The 25,197-nt window shown below is 61.3% G+C and carries 22 protein-coding genes and 1 tRNA gene; 16 read left to right on the top strand and 7 right to left on the bottom strand.

Features of this window, described 5'->3' with window-relative positions:
* Nucleotides 1-6: 6 nt before the first annotated feature.
* Nucleotides 7-483 carry a glutathione peroxidase gene (locus QHC67_RS04105; RefSeq protein ID WP_319291339.1) on the top strand — a complete coding sequence of 159 codons (477 nt, stop codon included), beginning with the start codon at nucleotides 7-9 and terminating at the stop codon, nucleotides 481-483.
* 13 nt (nucleotides 484-496) lie between these two features.
* Here the strand turns inward: QHC67_RS04105 and QHC67_RS04100 are convergent, their stop codons facing one another.
* Nucleotides 497-1,681, bottom strand: coding sequence for a Yip1 family protein (locus QHC67_RS04100; protein WP_319291336.1), 1,185 nt, complete (start codon nucleotides 1,679-1,681; stop codon nucleotides 497-499).
* Nucleotides 1,682-1,852: 171 nt separating this feature from the next.
* Between QHC67_RS04100 and dnaE the strand changes: the two genes are divergently transcribed.
* Nucleotides 1,853-5,410 (top strand): DNA polymerase III subunit alpha, encoded by a 3,558-nt coding sequence (gene dnaE / locus QHC67_RS04095; RefSeq protein WP_319291333.1) that lies wholly within the window; start codon nucleotides 1,853-1,855, stop codon nucleotides 5,408-5,410.
* A gap of 32 nt (nucleotides 5,411-5,442) precedes the next feature.
* Here dnaE and QHC67_RS04090 read toward each other — a convergent pair whose 3' ends face one another.
* Together QHC67_RS04090 and QHC67_RS04085 are read right to left on the bottom strand one after the other, a co-directional pair.
* Nucleotides 5,443-6,510 (bottom strand): PA0069 family radical SAM protein, encoded by a 1,068-nt coding sequence (locus tag QHC67_RS04090; RefSeq protein ID WP_319291330.1) that lies wholly within the window; start codon nucleotides 6,508-6,510, stop codon nucleotides 5,443-5,445.
* Between the two features lie 105 nt (nucleotides 6,511-6,615).
* Nucleotides 6,616-6,692 (bottom strand) — tRNA-Met (locus QHC67_RS04085).
* A gap of 201 nt (nucleotides 6,693-6,893) precedes the next feature.
* Here QHC67_RS04085 and QHC67_RS04080 point away from each other — a divergent pair.
* The gene (locus QHC67_RS04080) at nucleotides 6,894-8,123 is read left to right on the top strand and encodes an NAD(P)/FAD-dependent oxidoreductase (protein WP_319291327.1); all 1,230 of its coding nucleotides are present in this window, start codon (nucleotides 6,894-6,896) and stop codon (nucleotides 8,121-8,123) included.
* On the opposite strand, the gene QHC67_RS04075 is transcribed toward QHC67_RS04080, so the two are convergent.
* Complete coding sequence (locus tag QHC67_RS04075; protein ID WP_319291325.1) at nucleotides 8,124-8,666, bottom strand: 2'-5' RNA ligase family protein; 543 nt, start codon at nucleotides 8,664-8,666, stop codon at nucleotides 8,124-8,126.
* Nucleotides 8,639-9,178, bottom strand: coding sequence for a peroxiredoxin (locus tag QHC67_RS04070; RefSeq protein ID WP_319291322.1), 540 nt, complete (start codon nucleotides 9,176-9,178; stop codon nucleotides 8,639-8,641). Before QHC67_RS04070 ends, QHC67_RS04075 begins: the two co-directional genes overlap by 28 nt.
* Nucleotides 9,179-9,435: 257 nt before the next feature.
* On the opposite strand from QHC67_RS04070, the gene QHC67_RS04065 reads away from it, so the two are divergent.
* The 6 genes from QHC67_RS04065 to trxB all read left to right on the top strand — a co-directional run bounded on the left by QHC67_RS04065 (nucleotide 9,436) and on the right by trxB (nucleotide 14,959).
* The gene (locus QHC67_RS04065) at nucleotides 9,436-9,675 is read left to right on the top strand and encodes a hypothetical protein (RefSeq protein WP_319291319.1); all 240 of its coding nucleotides are present in this window, start codon (nucleotides 9,436-9,438) and stop codon (nucleotides 9,673-9,675) included.
* 234 nt (nucleotides 9,676-9,909) lie between these two features.
* Complete coding sequence (locus tag QHC67_RS04060) at nucleotides 9,910-11,304, top strand: circularly permuted type 2 ATP-grasp protein (protein WP_413818488.1); 1,395 nt, start codon at nucleotides 9,910-9,912, stop codon at nucleotides 11,302-11,304.
* Between the two features lie 4 nt (nucleotides 11,305-11,308).
* Nucleotides 11,309-12,241 (top strand): alpha-E domain-containing protein, encoded by a 933-nt coding sequence (locus tag QHC67_RS04055; protein ID WP_319291317.1) that lies wholly within the window; start codon nucleotides 11,309-11,311, stop codon nucleotides 12,239-12,241.
* Nucleotides 12,242-12,281: 40 nt separating this feature from the next.
* Nucleotides 12,282-13,148 (top strand): transglutaminase family protein, encoded by an 867-nt coding sequence (locus QHC67_RS04050; protein ID WP_319291314.1) that lies wholly within the window; start codon nucleotides 12,282-12,284, stop codon nucleotides 13,146-13,148.
* Nucleotides 13,149-13,172: 24 nt separating this feature from the next.
* Nucleotides 13,173-13,910, top strand: coding sequence for a peptidase (locus tag QHC67_RS04045; protein WP_319291311.1), 738 nt, complete (start codon nucleotides 13,173-13,175; stop codon nucleotides 13,908-13,910).
* A gap of 80 nt (nucleotides 13,911-13,990) precedes the next feature.
* Entirely contained in the window at nucleotides 13,991-14,959 is a 969-nt protein-coding gene (gene trxB, locus QHC67_RS04040) for a thioredoxin-disulfide reductase (RefSeq protein WP_319291308.1), read from the top strand.
* A 5-nt stretch (nucleotides 14,960-14,964) separates the two neighbouring features.
* Here the strand turns inward: trxB and QHC67_RS04035 are convergent, their stop codons facing one another.
* Both QHC67_RS04035 and QHC67_RS04030 read right to left on the bottom strand, forming a co-directional pair.
* The gene (locus QHC67_RS04035; protein ID WP_319291481.1) at nucleotides 14,965-15,243 is read right to left on the bottom strand and encodes an acyl carrier protein; all 279 of its coding nucleotides are present in this window, start codon (nucleotides 15,241-15,243) and stop codon (nucleotides 14,965-14,967) included.
* Nucleotides 15,244-15,282: 39 nt separating this feature from the next.
* Nucleotides 15,283-16,266 carry a GNAT family N-acetyltransferase gene (locus QHC67_RS04030; protein WP_319291304.1) on the bottom strand — a complete coding sequence of 328 codons (984 nt, stop codon included), beginning with the start codon at nucleotides 16,264-16,266 and terminating at the stop codon, nucleotides 15,283-15,285.
* 95 nt (nucleotides 16,267-16,361) lie between these two features.
* Between QHC67_RS04030 and QHC67_RS04025 the strand changes: the two genes are divergently transcribed.
* The 7 genes from QHC67_RS04025 to QHC67_RS03995 all read left to right on the top strand — a co-directional run bounded on the left by QHC67_RS04025 (nucleotide 16,362) and on the right by QHC67_RS03995 (nucleotide 25,190).
* The gene (locus QHC67_RS04025; protein WP_319291301.1) at nucleotides 16,362-17,906 is read left to right on the top strand and encodes an acyl-CoA ligase (AMP-forming), exosortase A system-associated; all 1,545 of its coding nucleotides are present in this window, start codon (nucleotides 16,362-16,364) and stop codon (nucleotides 17,904-17,906) included.
* On the top strand, nucleotides 17,903-19,135 hold the full coding sequence (locus QHC67_RS04020) for a pyridoxal-dependent decarboxylase, exosortase A system-associated (RefSeq protein ID WP_319291298.1): 1,233 nt from the start codon (nucleotides 17,903-17,905) through the stop codon (nucleotides 19,133-19,135). Before QHC67_RS04025 ends, QHC67_RS04020 begins: the two co-directional genes overlap by 4 nt.
* Nucleotides 19,136-19,289: 154 nt before the next feature.
* Entirely contained in the window at nucleotides 19,290-19,934 is a 645-nt protein-coding gene (locus QHC67_RS04015) for an XrtA/PEP-CTERM system exopolysaccharide export protein (protein ID WP_319291296.1), read from the top strand.
* A 28-nt stretch (nucleotides 19,935-19,962) separates the two neighbouring features.
* Nucleotides 19,963-21,471: an XrtA system polysaccharide chain length determinant gene (locus QHC67_RS04010; protein WP_319291293.1), complete on the top strand. Its 1,509-nt coding sequence runs from the start codon at nucleotides 19,963-19,965 to the stop codon at nucleotides 21,469-21,471.
* Between the two features lie 10 nt (nucleotides 21,472-21,481).
* On the top strand, nucleotides 21,482-22,402 hold the full coding sequence (locus QHC67_RS04005) for a P-loop NTPase (protein ID WP_319291290.1): 921 nt from the start codon (nucleotides 21,482-21,484) through the stop codon (nucleotides 22,400-22,402).
* A complete protein-coding gene (locus QHC67_RS04000; RefSeq protein ID WP_319291288.1) occupies nucleotides 22,399-24,021 on the top strand; it encodes a hypothetical protein in 1,623 nt (540 codons plus the stop codon). The genes QHC67_RS04005 and QHC67_RS04000 overlap by 4 nt, the downstream gene beginning before the upstream one ends.
* 17 nt (nucleotides 24,022-24,038) lie before the next feature.
* A complete protein-coding gene (locus QHC67_RS03995) occupies nucleotides 24,039-25,190 on the top strand; it encodes an XrtA/PEP-CTERM system-associated ATPase (RefSeq protein WP_319291285.1) in 1,152 nt (383 codons plus the stop codon).
* Nucleotides 25,191-25,197 lie beyond the last annotated feature (7 nt).

Here is a 25,197-nt window from a genome sequence, read left to right as displayed (position 1 = left end):
GCGCTAATGGAGCTGTCCGACTTCTCCGTAAAAACTGCCGATGGGGCGTCGCAGGCGCTTGCCGATTACTCTGGCAAGGTGCTGCTGATCGTCAACACAGCGAGCAAATGCGGATTCACGCCGCAATATGCGGGGCTGGAGGCACTGCATCGGGAATATGGTCCGCGCGGATTTAAAGTGCTGGCGTTTCCCTGCAACCAGTTCGGCGCGCAGGAACCGGGCGACGCGGCGGACATCGCGAATTTCTGCTCGCTGAATTACGATGTCAGCTTTCCCGTCTTCTCCAAGGTGGATGTGAACGGGGTACATGCCGAACCCCTGTTCACATGGCTGAAGGCGGAGGCGCCCGGCGTGCTGGGTACGCAGGGCATCAAATGGAATTTCACCAAGTTCCTTCTCGATCGTAGCGGCAAGGTGGTTGACCGCTACGCCCCAACCGTGAAGCCCGAAGCGTTGAGGACGGACATCGAGAGGCTGCTTTAGCCCCCTTGCGACATCACTTTGCGAGTGCGGCCAGTTTCTCCGGTCCAACTGCAGCCACAGCCGCCTTCAGTTCGTCGATGCTGGCGGCATTACCGCTCGCCTCGATCATGAAGCGATTGTCGACGGTCGTGCCATATTTGCCTTCGCCGCTGCTCTTGTTCCAGCTTTCGGTGACGATCTGGCCGTTGGCGGTAGTGGTGCGTTCGTAACTGTTGGCCGTTTCCTTGTTCGGGTTCACGTTCATCGCTGCGCCAAGGCCGGAGAGTGCGCCTAGCGCGGCCATGTCCGTCAATTCTATGCGAAAGCTGCGGTCGCGTGCCTCATAGCGGGCCGACGCGTTCGATCCGCCCGTACCCAGGCCAGCGCTTTCTACTTCGGTGCGCTTGTAGCCGCCGATGGAGGCGGGAAGCATCGCCTGCAATGCGGCAGGAGCAACCGCGTCGGATTTGCCGGACTTGGCCGACTCTTCCATTTTCCTGGCGGCGCTTTCCATCTTTTTAGAGGCAGCCTCCATCTTCGCGAGGTCCACGGTGCCGATGCCGGGAATGCTGACTTCGCCTTCGGGCGCGCTGCTGCTCATCGCGCCGTAGGGCGATCCGCCGAACATGCCGCTAAGCGGTACCGCTATGGAGGCTATGATGAGCGACACGACGATGGCGACAAGGACAGTGACGGCCGTATAGGACCCGGCCTTTTCAGGAGCCGATTTCATCAGGAGCGGAAGCCCGGTGTACAGCAGATACAGGCTGTAGACGCCCAGTAGCGTCAGGATCGCTAGCGCCGGTACGAGCGCGAAGATACCTGCGACCCAACTGGCGGTATAGGAATAGATCGCCACCTTGAAAGCCTGTGTGCGGTTACTGGTCCCGCCGAATTTCGGGGCGAGCCCGTCAATGATGAGCGCAATGACGACAACGCCGACGAGCGACAGCACATATTGGACAACGGCCATGCTGATCGCGCCGCCGATCGAAGGGCGAAAGGTGATACCGAGGGCTCCATACCCGAACAGGAGGCCGCCGATCAGGCCGGCCAGCGGCGGTATCGCGGCAAGGATCAGCGCATAGCCCGTGAACAGGCCGGAGATCGTAGCAGGCTCGGTGTCTATCTGCCGCCATTCTTCCCTGGGCTGCAGCAATATCGCCTTGACGCGGTCGACTATCGACCTGGAACCGGGCGTCGGTATCTCGGTGCTCATGGCTCATCCCCTGTTGGTGCTCGAAAGTCTCTATCGCTATATGGCGGCCCCGCCGTGGCTATGGTCACAGTTCAGCAGAAGAGTACGTCAAATTTGGGGTTCAGGTAAACTACCCACAGATTTGTCTCGCCGGGGCTTTAAAAACTGGCCATTAACGTACAGAACGGACTAATGCCTCACGCTTCTTTCGTCCCGTTACGCGTCTTTTCTTCCTATACCATGCTGGATGGCGCGATCGAGCCGAAGGCGATCGCCAAGCAGGCCAAGGCGCTGGGTTTCCCTGCGGCCGCATTGACCGACCGTAATGGTCTCTACGCCGCGATGGCTTTTTCCGACGCATGCAAGGGCGAGGGGGTGCAGCCGATTATCGGCGCGATGGTGGGCATCGTCCGGCCCGGCCGCCCGTCCAACGCCGCTCCCGTGCATGACTGGCTGGCACTGTATGCGCAGGACAGCACCGGCTATGACAATCTGTGCGCACTTGTTTCGATGGCGCATCTGGATCGTCCGATCGAAGAGCAGCCGCATGTTTCGCTCGGCGATCTGGAGGGGCGAACGGACGGGCTGATTGCCCTGACCGCTGGCGGTGAAGGTGGCCTGGCGCGGTTGTTTGCCGAAGGGCAGCCCGATGCTGCGCTGTCCTACTGCGAGCGACTGGAAGCGCTGTTTCCCGAACGCCTCTACATTGAAATCGTCCGGCGACTCGATGCGGTCGAAGGTAAGGCAGAGGCAGAACTGCTCGACCTGGCCTATGCGCGGGACCTGCCGCTGGTGGCGACCAACCCAACCTGTTTTGCCGAGCCACATTTCCATGCAGCGCATGATGTCATGCTCTGCATTGCCGATAGCGCCTATGTGGATAGCGACGATCGGCGGAAGAGCTGCCGCGATGCATGGATGAAGCCCGCGGCTGAAATGAAGCGGCTGTTCGAGGATCTGCCCGAAGCACTGGCCAACACTCTGGTCGTCGCGCAGCGATGCGCGGTGATGGCGCCGAAGCGGAAGCCGATTCTCCCAAGTTTGGCGGGCGATCTCCTGGGCGAAGAGCGGCAGTTGCGGGCTGACGCCACGGCGGGGCTAGAGATGCGGCTGCGGAAGATGGTGGCTATTCAGGAAGGCGCTGAGGCCTTGGACCTGGACGGCGAAGCGCTGCGGACGCGCTACACTGAATATTTCAGCCGCCTGGATTTCGAACTGGACATCATCGTCCAGATGGGGTTCCCCGGTTACTTCCTGATCGTTGCCGACTTCATCAAGTGGGCGAAAAACAACGATATTCCCGTGGGACCGGGGCGCGGATCGGGCGCTGGTTCCGTTGTTGCATGGGCGCTGACGATCACGGATCTCGATCCGCTGCAGCTAGGGCTGTTGTTCGAGCGCTTCCTCAATCCCGAACGCGTGTCCATGCCGGACTTCGACATCGATTTCTGCGAAACGCGGCGCGGCGAGGTCATTCGGTACGTTCAGGCAAAGTACGGGACCGATCACGTCGCGCAGATCATCACCTTCGGAAAGCTGAAGGCGCGGGCCGTGCTAAAGGACACCGGGCGCGTGCTCCAGATGAGCTATGGGCAAGTCGATCGGCTGGCAAAGCTGGTGCCGAATCATCCGACCGACCCCTGGACGCTGGACCGGACGTTGAACGGCATCAGCGAATTCGCGCAGGAGTATAAGAACGATGCGCAGGTACGGCGGCTGATCGACCTGGCGCTGAAGCTGGAGGGCTTGCCGCGGCATAGCTCCACGCACGCGGCGGGGGTGGTGATCGGCGATCGGCCATTGCAGAAGCTCGTGCCGCTGTATCGTGATCCGCGATCAGACATGCCGGTGACGCAGTTCGACATGAAATATGTCGAATATGCTGGGCTTGTGAAGTTCGACTTTCTTGGTCTCAAAACCCTGTCCGTGCTGCAGAAGGCCGTGCAGCTTCTGGCGAAGCGCGGCGAGATTGTAGACCTCGAAACGCTGCTCTGGGACGATGTAGCGGTTTACGAACTGCTCCAGCGCGGCGACACCGTGGGCGTGTTCCAGCTTGAATCCGAAGGGATGCGCAAGACGCTGGCAGCGGTGAAGCCCACTAACTTCGGAGACATCATCGCACTGGTGTCGCTGTATCGTCCGGGTCCGATGGACAATATCCCGATGTTCGGCCGCCGCAAGAACGGCCAGGAAGACATTGAATATCCCCATATTCTCCTGCAGCCGATACTGGAAGAGACCTACGGAATCTTCGTCTATCAGGAACAGGTGATGCAAGCCGCGCAGATCCTGGCGGGCTATTCGCTGGGTGACGCCGACCTTTTGCGCCGCGCGATGGGCAAGAAGATCAAGGCGGAAATGGACGCACAGCGCGACCGCTTCGTCAAGGGTTGTGCCGAGCGGAGCCAGATTCCGAAAACCAAGGCTAACGAACTGTTCGATTTGATCGACAAGTTCGCAGGCTATGGCTTCAACAAGAGCCATGCGGCCGCATATGCGTTGCTGGCGTATCAGACGGCCTGGCTGAAGGCGCATTATCCCGCGGAATTCTATGCCGCGTCGATGGCCTTCGATATCCATTTGACGGACAAGCTCACCATCTTCGTCGACGACATGCGGCGGATGGGGCTGACGTGCCTTCCGCCCGACATCAATGTCAGCGAAGCGGACTTCTCTGTGCAGTCGGTAACGCCTCATGAAGATCGGGCCGATGATCCGCGTTATGGCTTTGCGGTCCGCTATGCACTGGGCGGGCTGAAGGGCGTGGGTGAGAAAGCGATGGAGACGCTGGTCGCCGAGCGCGAGGCGCATGGACCTTTTCTCGACCTCGATGACTTCGCCGATCGGGTGGAGCCGCGCCTGCTCAACCGGAGGCAGTTGGAGAGCCTTGCCGCAGCGGGTGCCTTCGACGGCATTCACCCCGATCGGGCGGGGGTCCACGCAGCAGCCGAAACCATATTGTCGGTGGCTTCCAGTGCAGCAGAGGCGCGGGAAAGCGGGCAGGGTGGTTTGTTCGGGGGTGAAGAAATCGCGCATGCCGATGTCCATATTCCGCCGCACACCGCCTGGTCCGTGGCCGATCGCATGGCGCAGGAGAAGGAAGCATTCGGCTTCTATTTCTCCGCGCATCCCGTGGACCGTTATCGCCACATTTCAGAGGCCAAGGGCGCTCGCAGCTTCGGCGCAATCTGCGCCAGCCCGACCGCGATGAACGCAGAAGGCCGGGCGCATGCGCTCATGGCCGCTCTGGTGGAAGACGTTCGCTGGCGCGATACGCGCAAAGGCGGGCGCTACATTTCCGCCACCTTCTCCGACAGCAGTGGTCAGTTTCAGGCAAGCTGCTTCGAGGAAGACGCTTGCAAAGCGATCGATGCGATGGCGAAGGACGGCGATTGCTGCCTGCTGACAGTGGAACTGGACAGGCAGCCTGGTGAAGAAACGCCTCGTGTTACGATCAGGGGCGTACAGCCTTTCAATCGCATCGCCGGTACGACGCGTATGGAGCTATGGCTGGATGTGGCTCAGGAGAGCGCTGTCGCTGCGATCAAGGCTATCTTGTCGGTCAGCAGGGGCGGGCGAAGCGACGTCGGAATCCGGAGCAGGATGCCCGACGGCCATGTCGTGCGCATAAGGCTGGGCCGCGACTTCCTGATCGACGCAGAAATAGCCGAGAAACTGTCGATTGTGCCGGGTGTGATAGGGCATAGTTTTTCAGCGCCTGAGCCCCCTCGGCTTGCTCTGGTTTCCTGATGAGAGTGCAAGCCTCCCGATGATGTTCGTCCTCAAAACAGGGTGAGCTGGTCGCCCTGAGGCGGTCGGAAAAGATCGGTTCTTAAGGCAATGCGTTCTCCCTGAAGCCCCGCTCTCAGCCGTGCCTTGTCGAAGCGAGTGCGTATGAGGTCGGCCCAGACGCCTTGGCCCCGCATCCGGGAGCCGAAATTCGGATCATTGTCGCGCCCGCCCCGGATATCGCGGATGATGCTCATGACCTTGCCCGCCCGGTCGGGGTAATGCGCATCCAGCCACGCGCGGAAAAGCGGTGCGACTTCGTGCGGAAGGCGGACGGGTATCCAGAACACACCCCTTGCCCCCGCAGCGGCCACGCGAGCCACTATGGCCTCGATCTCATGATCCGTGATGGCGGGAATTATCGGCGAGACGCTGGCATGGACCGGAATGCCGGCATCTGCCAGCCGTGCTATGGCTGAAACCCTGCGTTCCGGATGCGCCGCACGTGGCTCAAGAATACGGGCAAGGCGAGCATCGAGAGTAGTGATGGAAATGCTGACGGCGACCAGACCATCCCGCGCCAAGCCCGCTAGAAGGTCTATGTCCTGCACTATGCGGTCGGACTTGGTGGTGATGAACAGCGGGTGGCGACACTCCGCCAGCACTTCTATGCATTGCCGCGTGATGCCCCACTCGCGCTCGATGGGCTGATAGGGATCGGTATTGGAGCCCATAGCGATCGGGGTGACGACATGGGACCGTTTTGCCAACTCGCGCCGCAGTAAGGAAGCTGCGTCCGGCTTGGCAAAGAGCCTGGTTTCGAAGTCGAGTCCGGGCGAGAGGTCGAGCCAGGCATGGGTGGGCCGGGCGTAGCAGTAGATGCAGCCATGCTCACAGCCGCGATAGGCGTTCAGGGATTGGTCGAAGCCGATGTCGGGAGAGCTGTTTCTGGCCAATATGGTTCTGGGCCGTTCTACCGTGACGGTCGTGGAAGGCCGGGGCGGGGCGCCATCCACTGTGTCCAGTGAATCAAGCCAGTCTCCGTCAGCTTCTCTTTCGGGAAGAGAAAAGCGCTTACTGCTGCTGTTATCCGTGGCTCCGCGGCCTTTGATCGTGCCCATGTCTCATAGGAACATACAAAGAACAAAGTCGCAACTACAGAATAGGCAGCGGCAAAGGTGTATCGCGTAAGTGCCTCAAAAGATTTATGATGTATTGAAAGGAAATGGTAGCGGAGGAGGGACTTGAACCCCCGACACGCGGATTATGATTCCGCTGCTCTAACCAGCTGAGCTACTCCGCCCCGATCTGCGCAAAGGTGTTACAGATGCGCGAAACGATGGGCACCCTCATGCGTCCGCATGTTGGGTGAGGCGGCGCTATACGCAGCCTTACTGTGGTGGTCAACCGGCAGTTGGCATGCTTTTGTCGCTCAGTAGACTTGCACTGAGGATGCAAGCGCGCCAAGGCAGCGGAACGGAAATAACATACGACAGGGTGACGGATGAGCGAATACGATGTGCTGATCGTCGGCGCAGGCCATGCCGGGGCGCAGGCTGCGATTCAGCTGAGGCAGATGGGCTTCGAAGGCTCCGTGGCTATGCTCGGGGATGAAAAGGAACCGCCTTACGAGCGTCCTCCGCTTTCCAAGGAGTATCTTGCAGGCGACAAGTCTTTCGACCGCATCCTGATTCGCCCGCACGCGTTCTGGAGCGAACGCAAAGTCGATTTGTTGCTGGGGCGAAGAGTCCACAAGGTGGATGCCGCTTCGAAAACGGTCACGACCAGCAATGATGAGGTGATCGGTTATGACAAGCTTATCTGGGCAACGGGGGGCACGCCTCGTCTGCTGACTTGCGCAGGCAGCGATGCGAGCGGGATCTACTCGGTCCGCCGCCGCGACGATGTCGATGCCATCATGGCGCATCTGCCGGAGGTCGGCCACGTCGTCGTGATAGGCGGAGGATATATCGGACTCGAAGCCGCAGCGGTCCTGACCAAACTTGGCAAGTCGGTGACGTTGCTGGAGGCCCTGGATCGCGTATTGGCGCGCGTGGCTGGAGCGGAGTTATCGCAGTTCTACGAGGCGGAACACCGTGCCCATGGAGTCGATCTGCGGACCAAGACCCTCGTCGATTGCATCGAGTCGACCGATGGCCGCGCTACGGCGGTTCTTCTTGCTGACGGGACACGGATCGCCGCGGACATGGTGATCGTCGGCATCGGCATCATTCCTGAGACTGGCCCCTTGATTGCGGCAGGCGCCAGCGGCGGCAATGGCGTGGACGTAGATGCCTTCTGCCGGACAAGTCTTCCCGATATCTATGCAGTGGGGGACTGCGCGGCCCACTCCAACGGCTTTGCAAGCGGGGCGCAAATCCGGCTCGAGTCGGTGCAAAATGCCAATGATCAGGCGAAGGTCGCGGTTCAGCACATCCTCGGCCAGGAAAACGAATATGATGCGGTGCCATGGTTCTGGTCAAATCAATATGACCTGAAGCTTCAGACTGTGGGGCTGTCCACGGGCTACGACCATACCATTGTACGCGGAGACCCTGCCACGCGCAGTTTTTCGGTGTTGTACCTGAAAGGCGGCAAATTGATCGCGCTAGATTGCGTCAACATGATCAAGGATTACGTGCAGGGCCGCGCCCATGTCGTGTCTGGCGCTACACTGGATCAGGCGCAACTGGCCGACGCCAGCATTCCGCTGAAAGAGGTTGGCCTCGCGTAATCAGCCGCGGAAGCGATAGCTCCGGATTTCCTCCCAAGGCCCGCCGCGATACCACCACGCGGCGAGTCCGCTGATGGTCAGAGGCCGTGGCTGAAATTCCGCCCGGAGCTCATGAAAGAGCGCTCGTGCCTGCTCCACCGGGGCCTTGTTCTGAATAGTGACATGCAGGCGAGGAGAGGCGCTGTCCTGCGGCGTAAGCATTCCATGGAATGCGTCAGCCAGTTCCTGCCTCAACAGCAGCAACGCGGGGCTGTTTACTCGATAAGCCACGCCTCTGCCGAGGTTCGTCACGTCCGACAGCATAGCAGGTGGGGGCGGCGCTGAAGTCAAACGCTTCAGCCGCGTCAATATCTCAGGCTCGCCGGATGGCGGAAGATGGTGGAACAAGGTGATGTGAGCGGGCAGCCAGTTTCGTTCCGCCGGGAAATGAATGCGGCGAAGCCCGTCCGCCCAGGCAAAGTCGGCAGGTCCCATCAAAGCCGTTACGATGATGGGAGCCTGCTGACCGTGCGCCATCAACTGGAGGGGTGCGCCTTCAGCCATTCCAATACGGGCTCTGGCTTCGATTCTCCGTAAGGATCTTCGTCGGTGCCTTCGTCATTGATGCCGGGCTCTTCGAACCACGCCACGACCGTGCCGTCGTCCACCACCATCGCGTAGCGCCAGCTTCGGTCGCCAAAGCCCAGATGATCCTTCTTGATCAACATGCCCATGCGGCGCGTAAAATCTCCCGAACCGTCCGGCAGCAACTTCACCTTCTCTACGCCCAGATGCTTGCCCCACTGGTACATCACGAAGGCGTCGTTCACGGAAATGCAGTAGACCTCGTCGACGCCAAGCTGTTTGAAATCATCATAATAGCGCTCGAACGCGGGGCATTGCTCTGTCGAACAGGTCGGCGTGAAGGCTCCGGGCAGGGAGAATACGACGACGCGCTTGCCCTTGAACAGGTCGCCCGTCTTGACGTCCTGCCACCTGAAGGGATTAGGGCCTTCGATACTCTCGTCCCGAACGCGCGTTTTCAGCGTTACGTCGGGTACCTTCCTGTTGAGCATATACGTTCCTTTTATGTTGCAGAAGACCAACTCAGATCCTGATCGACGCGAGGCTGACACAAACGCGGCGCCTACGCGACGAGCAAGACGACAACATAGGAGTGATCGCCGTGCCGACAAGCGCATCGACGTCGCCATCGCCCTTCCCAACCTGGTGGAGAGCAGGAAAATCGGGTTTTTCGCATCTTTCGTTTCGGGTGTGGCACTTTTTGCGAAATGGGCAGTTATCACTCAGTCTCGACAATGGGAGGAACAACATGTCACGCAATGTACTGCTAGGGATCGTCGCCGCCGTGGTTTTGATCGGTATCATCCTGTTCGCTACGGGTTTCTGGAGCGCCGATGTCAAAGAGGGCGCGCTGCCTGACGTCAAAGTATCGGCTGACGGGGGCAAGCTTCCGGATGTGGACGTCGATTCCAAGGAAGTCGTCGTCGGCACGAAGAAGGAAGAAATCGAAGTTCCGGTTGTCGGCGTGAAGGACAATGGCGAGGATTGATCTCGCACGGTCAGAGATATCGGCCTGTTTTCGAGGACGCACCGCTTCGGAGGTGCGTCCTCATTTGCGTTTTGGAATTGGTGCGCCGTAGCTGATTGTACCGGCGTTTGGCGTTAAAACGTCAGGGCGCATTTTGTCCTTGCAATATCCCCATGCGATTGCACTAATGTTGCAGTGCACAAGGACTCTGTCATGGCGTCCAGGCGGAAGGAAATCGGATTGCCCTTCTTCGAGATGTTGGATGGCCAGAGCGGAGTTCGCGACTGCTACGCGGAGGTACAGAACTGGGTCCAGCGGACGGGGATTGCCGGGCTTAATCGACGGCTGGAAGAAGCCGAGGCCATCTTCCGCCGGATCGGCATCACTTTCGCAGTATATGGTGAAGGCGGCGATCCCGAGCGGCTGATACCGTTCGACTTGCTTCCCCGGATTTTCACCGCGCAGGAATGGCGTGTCCTCGACCGCGGTATTCGCCAGCGTACGCGGGCGCTGAATGCGTTCCTGCATGACGTCTATCATCGCGGGGAGATCATCCGGGCGGGCATCATACCGGGCGAGATCATCTATAACAACAGCGCGTATAAGCCGGAAATGGCCGGGTTTTCTCCGCCGGGCAAGGTGTACAGCCACATCGTCGGCATAGACATCGTTCGCACGGCGCCCGACCGGTTCGAGGTTCTGGAGGACAACTGCCGTACCCCCTCGGGCGTGTCCTACATGCTGGAGAATCGGGACATCATGACGCGCATGTTCCCCGACCTCTTTGCGAAAGGGTTGGTCGCTCCCGTGGACGACTATCCCGCGGAATTATTGAAGAGCCTGAAGGAAGTTGCCCCGCCTGCCTGCAAGGGCGACCCGGTAGTCGTCGTCCTGACGCCCGGCTCGCTCAATAGCGCATATTACGAGCACAGCTTCCTTGCCGATCTGATGGGCGTCGAACTGGTCGAACCGATGGACCTGTTTGTGCAGGATGGGCGCGTGTGGATGAAGACTACCGGCGGCCCGACAGCCGTGGACGTGATCTATCGCCGCATCGACGACGAATATCTCGATCCGCTTGCCTTCAATCCCGACAGCCTGCTCGGCATTCCCGGTATCTTCAATGTGTACCGCAACGGCGGCGTGACGCTATGTTCCGCGCCGGGCGCGGGGATAGCGGACGACAAGGCAGTCTATACCTACGTCCCGGCCATGATCCGCTTCTATCTTGGCGAAGAGCCGGTGCTGGCGAATATCCAGACTTGGCAATGCGCCAGACCCGACGAATGCACCTATGTTCTGGAGCATCTGCATGAGCTTGTGGCGAAGGAAGTGCATGGATCGGGCGGTTACGGGATGTTGATCGGTCCGAAAGCCACTTCGGGCGAGATCGAGGCATATGCCGCCCGCATCCGGGCAAATCCGTCCGAGTTCATCGCGCAACCGACGCTGGACTTGTCGACCGTTCCGACGCTGGGGCCTGCGAGCATAGTGGAACGCCACGCAGACTTCCGGCCTTACTGCCTGGTGGGGAAGCAATTGCGGCTGGTCCCCGGCGGACTGACGCGCGTGGCGTTGACGGAAGGGTCATTGGTGGTGAACTCCAGCCAGGGGGGCGGGGTAAAAGATACCTGGGTCCTGCAGGATTGATGCGATGCTGAGCCGGACCGCGGAAAATCTCTATTGGATGGCGCGCTACATGGAGCGTGCCGAATCCACGGCGCGTTTGCTGACGATGGGGCAGCGCATGGCGATCCTGCCCGGCGCGCATCATCGCGATGAATGGCGTTCGGTCGTGCGGGCTACCGGATGCGAGGAGAACTTCCCGCCGGACGCGCATGTGCGCGAGAGCGAAGTCGTCGCCTATCTGATGCTGGATCCGGAGAATCCCTCCTCGGTCCGATCCTGCCTCGCTCGCGCCCGCGCCAACGGCAAGTCGGCGCGGACGATGCTGACGCAGGACATGTGGGAGGCGCTGAACGAAGGATGGCGCAAGCTCGACAGCTATGACGTGGCCGAAGCACGGCAGCAGCTGCCCAGCCTGATCGACTGGGTGAAGACGCGGGCCATGACTTTCCGCGGTGCGGCCGACAGCGGACAGCTCCGCAACGAGGGGCACGACTTTCTCCGCACCGGCGCAGCGCTGGAGAGAGCGCAGATGACATTGCGCCTGCTTGACGTGAAATATTACGTGTTATTGCCGGAAACCGAAGTGATCGGTGGCAACCGGGACCATTATCAGTGGACATCCGTGCTGCACGCGTTGTCGGGCAGTCGGGCCTATCATCACGTCTATGGCGGCGCCTACACGCCCTGGCAAATCACCGACTTCATCATGTTGAACCGGCTGTTTCCCCGCAGCGTCGCCTATTGCTACGATCAGCTGGCCTATCGCCTCAATCGCCTCGCAGGGTGGCACGATGCCCGCGGCAAGGCGCATGATACCGTGCAGCGGATGGTGACGGGGCTGGAGAGTATCGACAGCGGAGAAATCTTCCGCCGCGGCCTGCATGAAACCGTCCAGAGCGGCATCGCCACGACCGACAGGCTGGCACTGGAGATTGCGGAAGACTATCACTTCGGATGACAGGTATCCGATGGTCGCAAAGGGATAAGGGCTGCAGCGCATGAAGCTTCTCGTCCGGCATCAGACGATCTACAATTACGAAGCGGGATCGAGCCGCGTGGCGATGATGCTGAAACTCAAGCCTCGCGGTCACAAAGGACAGCACGTTGTTGAGTGGGATGTCAGCGTGAATGGCGAACCTGTCACCAATTTCACGCCCAACGCGTTCGGTGATCTGGAAGCCCTGTGGATACGACATGATCGCACCGATAGCGCGACGATCCTGGCGACCGGCTTGGTCGAGACCAGTGATACCGCCGGGGTCATTGCTGGCCTTCAGGAGCAAGTGAACCCACGCGTCTTCTTGCGCGACACCCCTTTGACGCGACCATCGCCTGCTATTCAGGCGATGGCGCAAAATGTGTCGGGCGACGATCCGCTTGCGCGGCTTCACGCCTTGTCTGCTGCCGTCATCGGGAAAGTCACGTACAGGACGGGGGCGACCAGCGCTACGACCAGCGCCGCCGAGGCATTCGCCTTGGGGGCGGGCGTGTGTCAGGACCACGCCCAGATATTCATCGGCGCGGCGCGCAGTGTTGGTGTGCCTGCCCGTTACGTGACGGGCTATCTGCTGGCGCAGGGGGAGGACGCCTTGCACGAAACCCACGCCTGGACAGAAGCATTGGTGCCGGGCCTGGGCTGGGTAGGGTTCGATCCCTCCAATCAGATCTGTGTGACGGAGAACTATATCCGTGTCGCCTGCGGACTGGATGCCGATGACGCAGCCCCGGTGCGGGGCTCCGTTACGGCGGCGGGTTCGATCTGGATTGACGCGGACGTTCGGATAGCGCAGGCCAGCGAAGACGAGCGCGAACAGCAATTGCAGAAGCAACAGCAGCAGCAATTGCAACATGTTGGCGCCATATAGAAGACGAGCGGGAGCCGGGGGGCTATGACCTATTGTGTTGCGGTACGTGTGGATCAGGGGCTGGTGATGCTGTCCGACACGCGCACCAATGCGGGGATGGACAACATCGCGCGGTTCAGGAAGACCTTTACTTACGAACAGCCAGGTGAGCGTGCCCTCGCGATCATGTGCTCGGGCAATCTGTCGATCACACAGGAAGTAAAAAGCTGCCTCTCCCGCGCGATAAAGGATTCGCAAGACGACCCCGATATCGAAACGATCCTTAACTGCTCGACGATGCACCGCGCGGCGCAATTGGTCGGGGACGCGATGCGCTCCATGCAAAAGCGGTACCGCGATACGATAGAGATGCAGGGAGCCGGGGCGGATGCGTCTATCCTTGTCGCGGGTCAGCGCCGGGGCGGCAAGCCGCGCCTGTATCTGGTCTACAGCGCCGGTAACTTCATCGAGGCCACGGCGGAAACGCCCTTTTTCCAGATCGGTGAACATAAATATGGAAAGCCGATCCTGGACCGCATCATCGAACCGAACACGTCGCTGGCAGAAGCGACCAAGGCGGTATGCGTGTCGATGGATTCGACGCTGCGATCCAACCTCTCCGTAGGCATGCCGCTGGACCTGACCATCATTCCGCGGAACGAGTATGCCTTCCGCACGCGCTACAGGATCGAGCCCGAAGACGAGCAGTTCGCGGCGATTTCCCGCGCTTGGTCGGCGGCGTTGCGCAAGGGTTTCGAGGACCTGCCTTCGGTCCTGGACTGACACCGCTCGTAGACACGCTTGCAACTGCGCCGTTAGCGCTTATTTCGAGGTGCAACGAAATCGTCGATCGAAGGCACCTCATGACTGCAACGCATTCCACTCGCATGTTGATCCTGGGTTCCGGCCCAGCCGGTCTGTCCGCCGCCATCTACGGAGCGCGCGCCGGGATGGCCCCGATCGTCGTGCAGGGTATGCAGCCGGGCGGTCAGTTGACGATCACGACCGACGTGGAGAATTATCCCGGCTTTCGTGATGTCATCCAGGGGCCGTGGTTGATGGAGGAAATGCAGGCGCAGGCCGAGCATGTCGGGGCACAGATGATGTACGACCAGATCGTCAGCGTCGATCTTAGCCAGCGGCCTTTCCGCCTGATCGGGGATGGCGGCACGGTGTATTCAGGCGATACGCTGGTGATCGCGACCGGCGCGCAGGCCAAGTGGCTGCATGTTGCGGGCGAAGGGGAACTGAGCGGCAAGGGCGTGTCCGCCTGCGCCACGTGCGACGGTTTTTTCTATCGCGGCAAGAAGGTCGTCGTGATCGGTGGCGGCAATACCGCTGTCGAAGAAGCTCTGTACCTGACCAATCACAGCCATGACGTGACCTTGATCCATCGCCGCGACTCCCTCCGTGCAGAGAAGATCCTGCAGGACCGGCTGTTCGCCCATCCGAGCATCAAGGTCGTCTGGAACAAGGCCGTAGAACGCTTTGTGGGCGGTGGGACGCCAGAGGGCCTCGTCGGTGTCGATCTGATCGACACGGTTACCGGCGAAGCGTCACACATCCCGACGGACGGCGCGTTCGTGGCGATCGGCCATCAGCCGGCCACGACGCTGTTCGAGGGGCTGCTGCCGATGGATGACGGCTATCTGGTGGTGGAGAAGGGCACGAGCCGCACCAACATTCCCGGCGTCTTTGCGGCAGGCGATGTCAGCGACAAGATCTATCGTCAGGCAGTAACCGCGGCAGGCATGGGCTGCATGGCGGCGCTGGATGCGGAGCGCTTCCTGGCGGAGGCCGATTTCGAGGATATGGCGAAAGCCGCCGAATAACGCCTTCAGCGGCCGGTTTTCTTGGCCGCGAAGGCCAGCAGGCTGCCGAAGGTCTCGAAGGTTTCGCCGTCCACGTCGTCATCTTCGATGATGACGTGGAGGCGATCCTCCATCTCCGTGAGCAGTCCCGCTACGGCCATCGAGTCCAGCTCCGGCAAGGCGCCGAACAGCGGCGTGGCGTCATCGAACGCGGCTACTCGTGCTTCGCTCAACGAAAGTACGTCGCGAAGAATATCACGAAGTTGATGACTGAGGGCTACTTCCGCCGGGCTGGGGTCGGGCATGGAGGCGGGTTGGCTTTCTGCTGTCATGACGCCGTCGTCCTATCGCGTGAACCTGCGCCCGACAAGACGGGAAATCCACGTGCGACCCGCGCCCGGCCACGCAGACGCGAAGCGCGGATTATATGCCTCGATGCGGTACAACGTCCTTTGCCGCTCCATCCAGTCGGCTTTGTAGGCGTTGTTGCCGGTGCCATAGTCGATGCGGGAGACCCGATCCTGATCGATGGCCGCACGAAACATATGGTGGCTGAGCAGAGTGCCTGGCGAGTCCGCATCGTGCGCGGCGTCATGCGCCAGCTTGTGGATCAAGGCTACGCCGTTCTCGACGGTCCACAACTGTGCTGCGACAGGGACGCCATTCTTTCGCGCAAAGCCAAGGCGCAAAGTGCCCGCACGGGCTTCCTGCTTCGCCAGCGCCATTAGAAAGGAATAATATGGCTCGGAGGATTTCCAACTCTTGTCATAGACATGCAGATAATCCGCCCAAAGGGCATCCGTGATGTCGCAGTGGATGGTAAAGGCTAGCGTGCCTTGTTTCCCTTTACGACTAACCAGTTTGCGCAGTCGAGTAGGGCGGTCCGACCAGTAGGCGTCGAAATTCCGGCTTTCGAGATCGAGGATGGAGTTGATGCCCATCGCCCGAACCCGCGTGATCCAGCCGGCGGATCGCAGCGCCTTCGTCATGATGCCCAGGTCTTCATCGTCGTTGGTCATCGGATAGAGACTGACGCTAGACACTCGCTTGGCCAGCCTGTGGGTCAAGGTGGCGACGAGACGCTCCCGTGTCGCTTCGTCCGGCGCGCCACTGAACAACGGGCGCACGCCGAAGCTGTACCAGTTCGCGATGGCGGTGCGGCCACGTCTGCCGCTGTCCGCAAGGCACAGCCACGCCTGCGCGTCCCCTTCGCAGGCGTGGAGGATGTCTACGGCCTGTTCGGGCATGCAATGGCGGTGAAGCAGTTCGAGCCATTCGAAGCGATCGAACAGCGATGCCTGCGAAGCGCGGTCCAGCGAGGAAGCCATTGGACGCCAGGCTTCCACAAAGCTGTGATATTCCCATAGCGCCTGCAAACGACTATCTCCCGCCTTGAAAGCCGCGATAGTGAGGAAGTCTGGACATGAGGTTAAACGCGGCGCCGTCCCCTAACGACACCGAAGTCCTGCCGATCGATCATATTCTGCTCCGCGGCGATCCCGGAAGTCCGGCGCTCGACGGACGAGCGGGACATCTCGATTTCGCCGAGCTTGAAACGAGTCTCGGGCGTTTGGCCGCTTGGTTGCACGGCTACGGCCTTGCGCCGGGCGCGCGCGTGGCGAGTTGGGTCGCCAAAGGAACCGTGGCGGCGTTGTTGCCCATGGCGGCGCCCCGCGCAGGACTGGTGCATGTGCCGATCAACCCGCTGCTCAAGCGCGCACAGGTCGCGCATATCCTGGCCGACAGTGGGGCCAGTGTGCTCATCGGCACACAGGCGCGCCTGGATACGCTGGAGGACGGCGATCTGCCGCAGGGATGTGAGGCGCATAGCGAGAGCGACACGGCGTGCGCAATGACGGGCGGCCCCGTCCTGCCGCCGTCCGACGCTGCGCCAGACGCCTTGGCTGCAATCCTGTATACCAGCGGCTCCACAGGAAAGCCCAAAGGCGTAATGCTGAGCCACGCGAACCTCTGGCTCGGGGCGGTGGCGGTTGCCGAGTATCTGAAGTTGAGGCCAGAGGACCGGACGCTTTGCGTACTCCCGTTCAGCTTCGATTATGGCCAGAATCAGCTGTTCTCTACCTGGTATGCAGGAGGGTGCGTCGTTCCGCTCGACTATCTTACGCCCCGCGATGTCGTTCGTTCGGTAGAGCGGCGGGCAGTGACGACCCTTGCGGGCGTGCCTCCACTTTGGGTTCAGCTTACCGAACTCGAATGGCCCGCTGAAGTGGCTGGAAAGCTGAAACGACTGACGAACAGCGGCGGGGCCTTGACGCCTCCTTTGGTGCGACGGTTGCGAACGCTTTTTCCCCATGCCGATCTTTACCCGATGTATGGCCTGACCGAAGCGTTTCGATCTACCTACCTGCCGCCCGCTCTGGTGGACAGCCATCCGGACAGCATGGGCGATGCGATACCGTTTGCTGAGATACTGGTCGTGCGGCCGGACGGCACTCTCACCGATGACGACGAACCCGGAGAACTGGTGCATTGCGGACCGCTGGTGGCGCATGGCTATTGGCGTGATCCTGTAAAGACGGCGGAACGTTTTCGCCCTGCTCCGGCGGCTTCGGCATATGGTGGAATGGCAGTGTGGTCGGGCGACACAGTTCGCAGGGATGCGGAAGGGTTGCTGTACTTCGTCGGGCGCGATGATGCCATGATCAAGTCCGCAGGCAACCGCATCAGCCCGACTGAAGTAGAGGAGTCGGCTGTGGCCGTGGACGGCGTCGTTGAGGCGGTGGCGCTGGGCGTTCCTGATGCAAGGCTGGGCGCTGCCGTTCGACTGTTGCTGAGGGCGCGGGAAAGCGTGGATACTACCGAATTGGAGAGCAACGTGCGTAGCCACATGAAAGAGGAGCTGCCCAACTTCATGCAGCCGCTTGACATTCATTTCGTCGGAGCTTTCCCTGCCAACGCCAATGGCAAGATCGACAGAGTCGCTCTCGCGAAGGAGTATGGCGAGTGAAACCGATGGGACCAATCCCGCCGTGGTTCACAAGCGAAGAGAGCATGCTGTTGATCGGCGGTTGCGGCGCGGCGTCGCTGGTCGACGAAGCAGGGGATACGCCGCTCTTCGTGTACGACATGGGGGTGATCCAGACACAGGTGGACGCGTTGCGCGATGCCATGCCTGCGGAACTGGCGATCCACTATGCCATCAAGGCCAATCCCTTCGGCCCTCTACTGGAACGAATGGTAGGGCTGGTGGACGGCTTCGACATCGCCTCGGGCGGTGAACTGGAGATGGCACTGGAGGCGGGGCAGTCGCCCGACCACATCAGCTTCGCGGGTCCCGGCAAGCGCGATGACGAGATCACATCGGCGATTAGGGCGGGCGTGACGCTCAATCTGGAGTCGGAAGGGGAGGCCGCGCGGGCGTTGGCGATCGCCACACGGCTCGGGCGAACACCTAAGCTTGCCGTGCGCGTGAACCCTGACTTCGACTTGCGGGGTTCCGGGATGCGCATGGGCGGTGGAGCGAAACCCTTCGGCGTCGACGCCGAGCGAGCCCCTGCGCTGGCTCGCCTGATGATCGATGCCGGAGCAGAGTGGCGCGGCTGGCACATTTTTGCAGGAAGCCAGGCGCTCGATGCGCAGGCCTTGATCGAGACGCAGGCCGCTACCGTAGCGCTTGCAGCCCGGCTCTCCGAAGAAGTCGGCGTGTCGCCGCCGCTCGTAAACCTGGGCGGCGGATTGGGGATTCCCTATTTCCCTGGCGACACGCGTCTGGATGTGCAGCCGATCGGCGCTGCCCTGGCCGAGGCTCTGGGCAAGCGCTCGCCCATCCTGCGTGAGACGCACTTCGCGCTGGAACTTGGGCGCTGGCTGGTGGGAGAGGCTGGCGTATACCTGACGCGTGTCATCGACGTGAAGGAAAGCCAGGGCGAGCGCTTCGTAATCACGGACGGAGGGATGCATCACCAACTCGCCGCCAGTGGCAATTTCGGAACGGTGGTCCGGCGAAATTATCCTGTAGCGGTGGCAAATCGCTTTGGCTCACCAAATACGGATGAGCCGGTCAGCGTTGTCGGATGCCTTTGCACGCCCTTGGACAGGTTAGGAGACAAGATACTCCTGCCGGAAATCCACGTCGGTGATCTGGTCGCGGTGTTCGTGGCGGGGGCCTATGGCGCGACGGCTAGCCCGACAGCGTTTCTTGGCCATCCTGCCCCGAAAGAGATACTCGTCGAATAGCACCGATATGGATGGAAAAGCCTCAGGATCCGCCCACGCCTAACGCTATCTTTACCCTTAGTGCCCATGAAGGCAGCCGAAGCCATGCGTGCTTTGCGGCTGCCTCCCTCATGGTGCCGCAGCCCGTGCGGCAGGCAAAGAGGGTGAGAAGATCATGGGTTCTGGTGCTTTCGGTCGAGTTTCGCTTGGCGCTTCGCTGGTCGCGGTAGCGCTGACCGGCTGCACGACGACGCGCGACGCTCCGACGCTCCCGACGGCTTCGTTCGTAGGCGCTGACGAAGGACCGGGCGAAGAATATGTGATCGGTCCGCTGGACGAACTCACCATCTTCGTATGGCGCAATCCGGAGTTGGGCGCTAAAGTGCAGGTCCGCCCGGACGGCCGCATCACCACGCCACTGATCACGGACCTCCCAGCAGTCGGTAAGACGCCAGCCGTCCTTGCTGACGACATCAAGCAGGCGCTGAGCAAATATATCGAGAATCCGCTGGTGTCGGTGATCGTCAACAACTTCTCCGGCACGTTCAGCCAGCAGATCCGCATCGTCGGAGCCACCGAAAAGCCCGCGTCGATCCCCTATCGCGCCAACATGACATTGCTGGATGCGATGATCTCGGTCGGCGGCCTTTCAGAGTTTGCAGCAGGCAACAAGGCGCGACTGATCCGGCATGAGCGGCAGACTGGCAAGCAGCAGGAATTCGCGGTGCGGCTGAACGACCTCATCAAGAAGGGCGACACGCGCGCCAATGTTCTGCTGGCGCCGGGCGATGTGATCATCATCCCCGAAAGCATGTTCTGAACCGAATAATCAGGAATAACAGCCGCTTATGTCTGGTCTCTATGACGAAATCCTGATTGCACTGCACGGCGTGTGGAACCGCCGCTGGCTCGCGCTCGCTGTCGCTTGGGGCATCTGCATGGTGGGCTGGCTCGTCGTGTCGCTGATCCCGAACAGCTACGAATCGAAGGCCAAGGTGTATGTCCAGACGCAATCGATCCTGCCCGAGCAGATCGGCATCAGCACAGGCGATCAACAGCAGAACGTGAACCGCGTGCGGCAGACGCTTGCCAGCGCCGAGAACCTCGAAAAGGTCGTGCGCGGCACGGATCTGGCACAGTCGGTTTCCAACGATCGCGATCTGGCAGGCAAGGTCGCCATGCTTCGCGCCAATATCAAGGTCGTTTCGACGCAGGATAATCTGTTCGAAATCACCGGATCGTCGTCGGACACCAGCATTTCGGATGGCGCCAACGCCCGGATCGCTGCGCAGATCGCGCAGAAGCTCATCGACATCTTCGAGGAAGAGAATGTCGCAGGCGATCGCGATGAAACGCGCCAGAGCCTGAGCTTTCTGGACTCGCAGGTCGCCCAGCGCGGTAAACAGTTGCAGGCTGCCGATCAGCGCCGGGTCGAATTCGAACAGAAGTATATGGGGCTGCTCCCCGGTACAGGATCGATCAGCGCGCGCATGGATGCAGCACGGACCGAGATCAACGCGATCGACAGCCAACTGGTCGCTGCACAGAGCGCGCTGTCGGCCATGAATGCACAACTTGCCGGAACACCCGCCTCCATTTCAGGCGGCGCAAGTGGCGGTACGAGCGCTCTCGGGTCGGTCATGGGAGAGATCGCCGCCGCAAAGGCGCGGGGCTGGACCGAAAATCATCCCGACATCGTTGCGCTGCGCCGTCAGGCCGCTGCGTTGAAGGGGCAGGGCGGGGCGTCTGCCGCTACCGGCACGCCAAATCCAACTTATACGTCGCTGAAATCCATGCAGGCAGAGCGCGCGGCCACGGTTCAGGCGCTGCAGGTGCGCAAGGGCCAGATCCAGGCGGACCTGAATGCGATGACCGACCGGCAGGTGTCGGAACCCGGCGTCGCATCGGAACAGGAACGGCTGAACCGCGAATATGAAGCGCTCAAGACGCAATATGACAAGCTGCTTGCCGACCGCGAAGAAGTGCGTTTGCGCGGAGACGTCCAGAGCGAGACCGGTGCTGTCAAATTCCGCGTGATCGAGCCGCCGAGCGTGCCTTCGAAGCCTGCCGCGCCGAACCGCCCCCTGCTTCTGCTGGCGGTCCTGATCGTCGGCATATTCGGCGGACTGGGTACGGCTTTTGCCTTGGGGCAGGTGCAGACGACCTATCCGACGGCCGCGCGGCTGGAGAAGGCGGCGGGGCTGCCGGTGATAGGCGCGATCACCGAGACACTGACGGCGGCACAGCATGTCGTCCGGAAGCAGCGGCTGAAGCTGTTCCTGGCGGGCAGCGGCGGTCTGGCAGGCGTCTGCCTGTTGCTGGTCGCCGTCGAATTCGTCCAGCGTGGCATGGCCTGAGGCATAGACAATGACGAAATACAGCCCCATCGATATGCCCCGGCAGCCCGGCGACTCCCTGCTGGAGCGGGCCTCCGACCTCTACGACTTCGGCTCCGTCCTGCGCGGCACCGGCATGCCGCCGATCGTGCCGCAGGTGGTGGAGCCGACGGCAGTTGTGGACGATGCCCCCGCATCGATCGCACCTCAATGGTACGGTCCGATGCATTCGGTAGATCGCGAAGGGCTGGAAGCGGCGGGCTTTGTCCTCCCTGACGGCCCGGTAAGCGGGATCAGCGAAGAATTTCGCATCGTTAAGCGGCAACTTCTGAGCGCGCTTCGCGGTGACAATGGGGAAGACGCCTTGGCGCTCGGCAACCGCATCCTCGTCTGCTCCGCGCATCCGGGGGAAGGCAAGACGTTTTGCGCGGTGAACCTTGCGCTCTCGATGGCGGCTGAGAAGGACATCGAGGTCCTGCTGGTCGATGCGGACTTCGCCAAGCCCAGCATCGTCTCGACCCTGGGGCTGCCGGATGGCCCCGGTTTCATGGATGTTCTGGCCGATCCCAGCCTACCGATTGAGGAATGCGTGCTGCGGACCGAGTTCGCCTCGCTCGCGGTGCTTCCGGCGGGCAATGGCACGAACAACGACACCGAATATCTTGCCTCCGCCCGAACCAGACAACTGCTCGACACGCTGACGGCGGGCAATCCCAATCGCATTCTGCTGTTCGATTCGCCGCCGCTGCTGGCAGCGTCGCCCGCCGCCGTGCTTGCGGGGCATGTGGGGCAGGCGCTGATGGTCGTGCGAGCCGACAGCACCACGGAGAACGCGCTGCGGGATGCTGCCAATCTGCTGAAGGCCTGCGCTCATGTCCAACTGCTGCTGAACGGCGTGAAGTTTTCCGCCAGCGGACGCCGCTTTGGCAACTACTATGGAAAAGCGGCATGAAGGCGCGGCGCATTCTTGCAGGCTGGACGGCGGTTGCAATCGCGGCGGCTGCCTCGCAGGCCGCGTTCGCTCGCTCGCGAACCGACGTCTCGCCTTATCTGGAGTTGAACCAGATCGTGGTGGCGGACGTAAAGGGCGGCGATGGCGACGTTCTGACTTATACCTCCGCCGCGGCAGGCGTGGACGCCAGCATGTCGACGCAACATGCGGAAGTCGGCGTCAATGTGCGCTACGAGCATCGTTTCAGCTGGAGCGGGGATCTCGGCGACGAGAACGTGATCAGCGGCCTGTTCCGCGGCCGCGTCAGCCTCGTTCAGGATTTTCTGAGCCTGGAAGGCGGCGCGATTGCGACGCGCATTCGCTCGGATGGCTTCACCGGCGCCAACAATGCGCTGACCGGCGACGTCGGTTCCACCACGCAGATCTACTCCGGCTATGTCGGCCCGACGCTGACCACCCGAGTGGGCGATCTTGGCATCAATGCCGCCTATCGTTTCGGATATACCCGGATCGAGGACGACTTCGGCTTCGGCGCGCCCGGCGCTTCGGCACCTGGCGGTTTTGATGAGAGCACCAGTCATAGCGCTACTTTCTCGACCGGCATGCAGCCAGGCCCATTGCCGTTCGGCTGGGCCATCGGCGGCGGTTATAATCGCGAAGACACCAATCTTCTCGACCAGCGGTTCGAGGACAAGTTCCTGCGCGGCGATATCACTGTTCCCGTGTCACCCACGGTCGCGCTGCTCGGCGGCGTAGGCTATGAGGATGTCGAGATCAGCCAGCGCGGCGCGCTGCTGGATGGCGCCGGGGCTCCGATACTCGACGGCCGCGGTCGCCTGATCACCGATCCGGCATCGCCAAGGCGGTTGTCCTATGACACGGACGGCCTGATCTGGGACGCGGGCGTATTGTGGCGCCCGAGCCGCCGTACCTCTCTGGAGGCGCATATCGGGCGGCGCTATGGCAATATGAACTACACTGGCGTCTTCGCCTGGCAGCCTTCGCGGAACACTTCCGTCAACGTAGCCGTGTATAATAGCATCGAAAGCTTTGGGCGGTTGCTGAATGGCAACCTTGCGGGGCTTTCGACGGACTTCAACGCCGTGCGCAATCCGTTCAGCGGCGACATCAGTCCTTGCGTTACGGCGACGACCGGCGGCGGGCAGTGCTTCAACGATGCCTTGACGGCGATCAGCGGATCGAACTTCCGGCGGCGCGGCATTGCGGGGCAGTTCACCACGCGGCAGGGGCGCACCAGCTGGGGCGTCGGTGCCGGCTATTCACGCCGCACCTTCATCGCGCCTGACGGCAGCGTCTTTGCCGGCGTCGACCGTTCTCACGACGAGAATTATTATGCGCAGCTGTTCGCCAGTCGGCAACTGGACCCGCGTTCCGGAATCGATGCTACGCTGTACGCCAACTACTACGACAGCGGCATCGGCGGCGGCAGTGTCGGGTTCGGCGATGTGCTGAACCTGGGAGCGAATGCGGGTTACTATCACGAGTTCGGGCGTCGCCTGAGAGGCACCGCTGCCGTGGGCGTGGACGCCGTCGATCCGCAGGGCGTCGAGAGCATCGTCAGCTTGCTGGGCCAGCTTGGCCTGCGTTACCAATTCTGAAGGCCGGAGAGAACAGGATGTACGATCAGTTTTACGGATTGACGGGTCGCCCGTTCCAGCTGACGCCGGATCCGCATTTCTATTTCGAAAGCGCCACCCATCGTAAGGCATTGTCCTACCTTGGTTATGGGCTGGCGCAAGGCGAAGGGTTCATCGTCATCACCGGCGACATCGGCGCGGGCAAGACGACGCTGGTGGGGCATGTCATGTCCACCGTGGACCCGGCGCGCCTGACGGCGGCCAAGATCGTGTCGACGCAAGTGGGCGGCGACGACATCCTGCGCCTTGCCGCGCAGAGCTTCGGCCTGGCTGCGGACAATGTGCCCAAGGCGCAATTGCTCCAGCGGATGGAAGCATTCCTTCATGCGCAGGCAAGAGCGGGCAAGCGCAGCCTGCTGATCGTCGACGAGGCGCAGAACCTCGCGGTCTCGGCGGTAGAGGAACTGCGGATGCTGAGCAATTTCCAACTAGGCGGGCAAGCGCTGCTGCAAATCTTCCTGTTGGGCCAGCCTGAGTTCCGGGATCTCCTGAAGTCGCCGGAGCTGGAGCAACTGCGCCAGCGCGTTATCGCCACCCATCATCTTGAGCCGATGCTGGCGAATGAAGTGGAGCCTTATGTCCAGCATCGTCTCGGGCTTGTCGGCTGGAAGGGCAATCCTCAGTTCACTCCGGAAGCCTTCGCAGCGCTCTACGCCGCTACTGAAGGCATACCTCGCCGGATAAACGTGATCGCCAGTCGACTGCTGCTGCTGGGCGCGATCGACAAGCTCGGGATCATCGACGCTGACATAGTGGCCGCGGTGCTGGCGGACATGGGGCAAGAGGAAGACGAGCCCGCTCCGGTCGCGCCTTCGCCACTAGATCAGGCAACCGAGCATCAGGCGAGGCACCATGCATCAGCCGATCTTGGCGGAGCGGCGGAATTGCAGGCCGAAGTGGAGGCACTTCGGGCCGAGCTTGCCGACGTCAAGAAAGCGCTGGCCGCACGCGGCGCAGAGGCAGACAGCGAGGAAGTGGCGGAAGTCATGGTGTATTTCGACAAGCGCCTTGACGTCATCGACACGCGCTCACGTGATCAGGACAATGCACTACGCCGTGTCCTGACGTTGCTGGTGGACTGGGTCGAGCGTGACGAACAATCCGTTCAGCAACGCAGTCACGCTGCCTGACGGCAGC

This window comes from Sphingobium sp., from assembly GCF_033795625.1.
In the GTDB taxonomy this organism is placed as follows: Bacteria; Pseudomonadota; Alphaproteobacteria; order Sphingomonadales; family Sphingomonadaceae; genus Sphingobium.
Note: the sequence above shows the minus strand (reverse complement) of the source record. Positions and strands in the feature narration are given on the sequence as shown.

Coding starts and splice junctions, on each gene's coding strand:
- QHC67_RS04105 (WP_319291339.1), top strand. CDS start 7: ATGGAGCTGTCCGACTTCTCCGTAAAAACTGCCGATGGGGCGTCGCAG.
- QHC67_RS04100 (WP_319291336.1), bottom strand. CDS start 1,681: ATGAGCACCGAGATACCGACGCCCGGTTCCAGGTCGATAGTCGACCGC.
- dnaE (WP_319291333.1), top strand. CDS start 1,853: ATGCCTCACGCTTCTTTCGTCCCGTTACGCGTCTTTTCTTCCTATACC.
- QHC67_RS04090 (WP_319291330.1), bottom strand. CDS start 6,510: ATGGGCACGATCAAAGGCCGCGGAGCCACGGATAACAGCAGCAGTAAG.
- QHC67_RS04080 (WP_319291327.1), top strand. CDS start 6,894: ATGAGCGAATACGATGTGCTGATCGTCGGCGCAGGCCATGCCGGGGCG.
- QHC67_RS04075 (WP_319291325.1), bottom strand. CDS start 8,666: ATGGCTGAAGGCGCACCCCTCCAGTTGATGGCGCACGGTCAGCAGGCT.
- QHC67_RS04070 (WP_319291322.1), bottom strand. CDS start 9,178: ATGCTCAACAGGAAGGTACCCGACGTAACGCTGAAAACGCGCGTTCGG.
- QHC67_RS04065 (WP_319291319.1), top strand. CDS start 9,436: ATGTCACGCAATGTACTGCTAGGGATCGTCGCCGCCGTGGTTTTGATC.
- QHC67_RS04060 (WP_413818488.1), top strand. CDS start 9,910: ATGTTGGATGGCCAGAGCGGAGTTCGCGACTGCTACGCGGAGGTACAG.
- QHC67_RS04055 (WP_319291317.1), top strand. CDS start 11,309: ATGCTGAGCCGGACCGCGGAAAATCTCTATTGGATGGCGCGCTACATG.
- QHC67_RS04050 (WP_319291314.1), top strand. CDS start 12,282: ATGAAGCTTCTCGTCCGGCATCAGACGATCTACAATTACGAAGCGGGA.
- QHC67_RS04045 (WP_319291311.1), top strand. CDS start 13,173: ATGACCTATTGTGTTGCGGTACGTGTGGATCAGGGGCTGGTGATGCTG.
- trxB (WP_319291308.1), top strand. CDS start 13,991: ATGACTGCAACGCATTCCACTCGCATGTTGATCCTGGGTTCCGGCCCA.
- QHC67_RS04035 (WP_319291481.1), bottom strand. CDS start 15,243: ATGCCCGACCCCAGCCCGGCGGAAGTAGCCCTCAGTCATCAACTTCGT.
- QHC67_RS04030 (WP_319291304.1), bottom strand. CDS start 16,266: ATGGCTTCCTCGCTGGACCGCGCTTCGCAGGCATCGCTGTTCGATCGC.
- QHC67_RS04025 (WP_319291301.1), top strand. CDS start 16,362: ATGAGGTTAAACGCGGCGCCGTCCCCTAACGACACCGAAGTCCTGCCG.
- QHC67_RS04015 (WP_319291296.1), top strand. CDS start 19,290: ATGGGTTCTGGTGCTTTCGGTCGAGTTTCGCTTGGCGCTTCGCTGGTC.
- QHC67_RS04010 (WP_319291293.1), top strand. CDS start 19,963: ATGTCTGGTCTCTATGACGAAATCCTGATTGCACTGCACGGCGTGTGG.
- QHC67_RS04005 (WP_319291290.1), top strand. CDS start 21,482: ATGACGAAATACAGCCCCATCGATATGCCCCGGCAGCCCGGCGACTCC.
- QHC67_RS04000 (WP_319291288.1), top strand. CDS start 22,399: ATGAAGGCGCGGCGCATTCTTGCAGGCTGGACGGCGGTTGCAATCGCG.
- QHC67_RS03995 (WP_319291285.1), top strand. CDS start 24,039: ATGTACGATCAGTTTTACGGATTGACGGGTCGCCCGTTCCAGCTGACG.